This is a genomic window from Limimonas halophila, assembly GCF_900100655.1.
GTDB classification, from domain to species: Bacteria; Pseudomonadota; Alphaproteobacteria; order Kiloniellales; family Rhodovibrionaceae; genus Limimonas; species Limimonas halophila.
In genome coordinates, this window is the sequence record NZ_FNCE01000015.1 from 35,001 (window position 1) to 37,680 (window position 2,680).

At 60.9% G+C, this 2,680-nt stretch carries 1 tRNA gene and 2 rRNA genes (1 of these 3 running past the window's edge); all 3 read left to right on the forward strand.

Features of this window, described 5'->3' with window-relative positions:
* A 23S ribosomal RNA gene (locus BLQ43_RS13300) occupies nucleotides 1-2,251 on the forward strand (it extends 497 nt beyond the left edge of the window).
* A 127-nt stretch (nucleotides 2,252-2,378) separates the two neighbouring features.
* A 5S ribosomal RNA gene (gene rrf, locus BLQ43_RS13305) occupies nucleotides 2,379-2,494 on the forward strand.
* Nucleotides 2,495-2,557: 63 nt separating this feature from the next.
* Nucleotides 2,558-2,634 (forward strand) — tRNA-Met (locus tag BLQ43_RS13310).
* Nucleotides 2,635-2,680 lie beyond the last annotated feature (46 nt).

Genomic DNA, 2,680 nt, shown 5'->3' on the forward strand with positions numbered 1-2,680 from the left:
TGAAACCGGGTGCCTACAATCAGTGGGAGCACCACTGCGGTGGTGTGACTGCGTACCTCTTGCATAATGGGTCAGCGAGTTGGTGTCGCGAGCAAGCTTAAGCCGTTAGGTGGAGGCGAAGCGAAAGCGAGTCTTAACAGGGCGTCGAGTTCGCGGCACCAGACCCGAAACCGGGTGATCTAGCCATGGACAGGCTGAAGGTGGGGTGACACCCACTGGAGGGCCGAACCGACCGATGTTGCAAAATCGGCGGATGATCTGTGGTTAGGGGTGAAAGGCCAATCAAACCCGGAGATAGCTGGTTCTCCGCGAAACCTATTTTGGTAGGGCGTCGCGTGGTCACCGCCGGGGGTAGAGCACTGGATGGGCTAGGGCCCCGCGAGGGGTACCAAACCTAACCAAACTGCGAATACCGGCGAGTGCAGCGCGGCAGACAGTCCATGGGTGCTAAGGTCCGTGGACGAGAGGGAAACAGCCCAGACCGTCGGCTAAGGTCCCAAAGTGGCAGCTAAGTGGGAAAGGATGTGGGACGGCCAAGACAGCCAGGAGGTTGGCTTAGAAGCAGCCATCCTTTAAAGAAAGCGTAACAGCTCACTGGCCTAAATAAGCTGTCCTGCGCCGAAATATGTAACGGGGCTCAAGCTGTCCACCGAAGCCACGGACGCACAATGTGCGTGGTAGCGGAGCGTTCCGTAGGCCTGCGAAGGGGCACCCGTGAGGGGCCCTGGAGGTATCGGAAGTGCGAATGCTGACATGAGTAGCGTTAAAAGGTGTGAGAAACACCTTCGCCGAAAGCCCAAGGGTTCCTGCGCAAGGCTAATCCGCGCAGGGTGAGCCGGCCCCTAAGGCGAGGGCGAAAGCCGTAGCCGATGGGAACCAGGTTAATAGTCCTGGGCCTGTGGGTGGTGACGAATCCGAAGTGTCGTCGGGGCTTACCGGATTGTCCCGGCGGCTGGAGGGTTCCTGGAAATAGCCCCCACACACAGACCGTACCCGAAACCGACACTGGTGGGCTGGTTGAGTATACCGAGGCGCTTGAGAGAACGGCGCTGAAGGAATTCGGCAAATTGCTCCCGTAAGTTCGCGAGAAGGGAGCCCGGCTGTCGGGCAACCGGCGGTCGGGGGCACAGACCAGGGGGCGGCGACTGTTTACTAAAAACACAGGACTCTGCGAAGCCGCAAGGCGACGTATAGGGTCTGACGCCTGCCCGGTGCCGGAAGGTTAAGGGGAGGGGTGCAAGCCCCGAACCGAAGCCCCGGTAAACGGCGGCCGTAACTATAACGGTCCTAAGGTAGCGAAATTCCTTGTCGGGTAAGTTCCGACCTGCACGAATGGCGTAACGACTGCCCCACTGTCTCCAGCGCCGACTCAGCGAAATTGAATTCTCCGTGAAGATGCGGAGTACCCGCGGTCAGACGGAAAGACCCCGTGGACCTTTACTACAGCTTTGCAGTGGCACTAGAGCCGGCATGTGTAGGATAGGTGGGAGGCTTGGAAACGGACGCGCCAGCGTTCGTGGAGCCGACCTTGAAATACCACCCTTGTCGGTTCTAGTGCCTAACCGAGGCCCGTGAGCCGGGTCCGGGACACTGCATGGCGGGTAGTTTGACTGGGGCGGTCGCCTCCCAAACGGTAACGGAGGCGCGCGAAGGTGGGCTCAGGCTGGTCGGAAATCAGCTGGTGCGTGCAATGGCATAAGCCCGCCTGACTGCGAGGCCGACGGGCCGAGCAGAGACGAAAGTCGGTCATAGTGATCCGGTGGTCCCGCGTGGAAGGGCCATCGCTCAACGGATAAAAGGTACCCCGGGGATAACAGGCTTATCTCCCCCAAGAGTCCACATCGACGGGGAGGTTTGGCACCTCGATGTCGGCTCATCGCATCCTGGGGCTGAAGCGGGTCCCAAGGGTTCGGCTGTTCGCCGATTAAAGCGGTACGTGAGCTGGGTTTAGAACGTCGTGAGACAGTTCGGTCCCTATCTGCCGCGGGTGTTCGAGACTTGAGAGGACCTGTCCCTAGTACGAGAGGACCGGGATGGACGCAGCTCTGGTGGACCGGTTGTCGCGCCAGCGGCATAGCCGGGTAGCTACCTGCGGACGAGATAACCGCTGAATGCATCTAAGCGGGAAACTCTCCTCAAAACCAGGTCTCGCCAGAAGAGCCGTGGTAGACCACCACGTCGATAGGCCGGAGGTGGAAGCGCAGCAATGTGTGAAGCCAACCGGTCCTAATCGCTCGATCGGCTTGATCCGCCTATCGCCTCAGGCTACCTGCCTGAGACACGCCGCGCACAGCGGCAAACCCCACCCCTCGACACATCGCCTCACACCCTCATCACCACACCGCGCGCCCCAACGGGCGGCGCGTGCGCTTGCACGACCTGGCGGCCATAGCGGCGGTGAACCACCCGACACCATCCCGAACTCGGCCGTGAAACCCGCCTGCGCCAATGGTACTGCGTTGCAAGGACGTGGGAGAGTAGGTCGCCGCCAGGTCTTGTAAGCGCACGCCACGCCCGCCATATCCACCTCCGTCCCGATCCACCCCACCATCCCTGCCGCGGGGTGGAGCAGCCAGGTAGCTCGTCAGGCTCATAACCTGAAGGTCGTGGGTTCAAATCCCACCCCCGCAACCATCGCCACCAAGCCCTTAGCCCCCTGGCTAAGGGCTTGGTGCGTTTG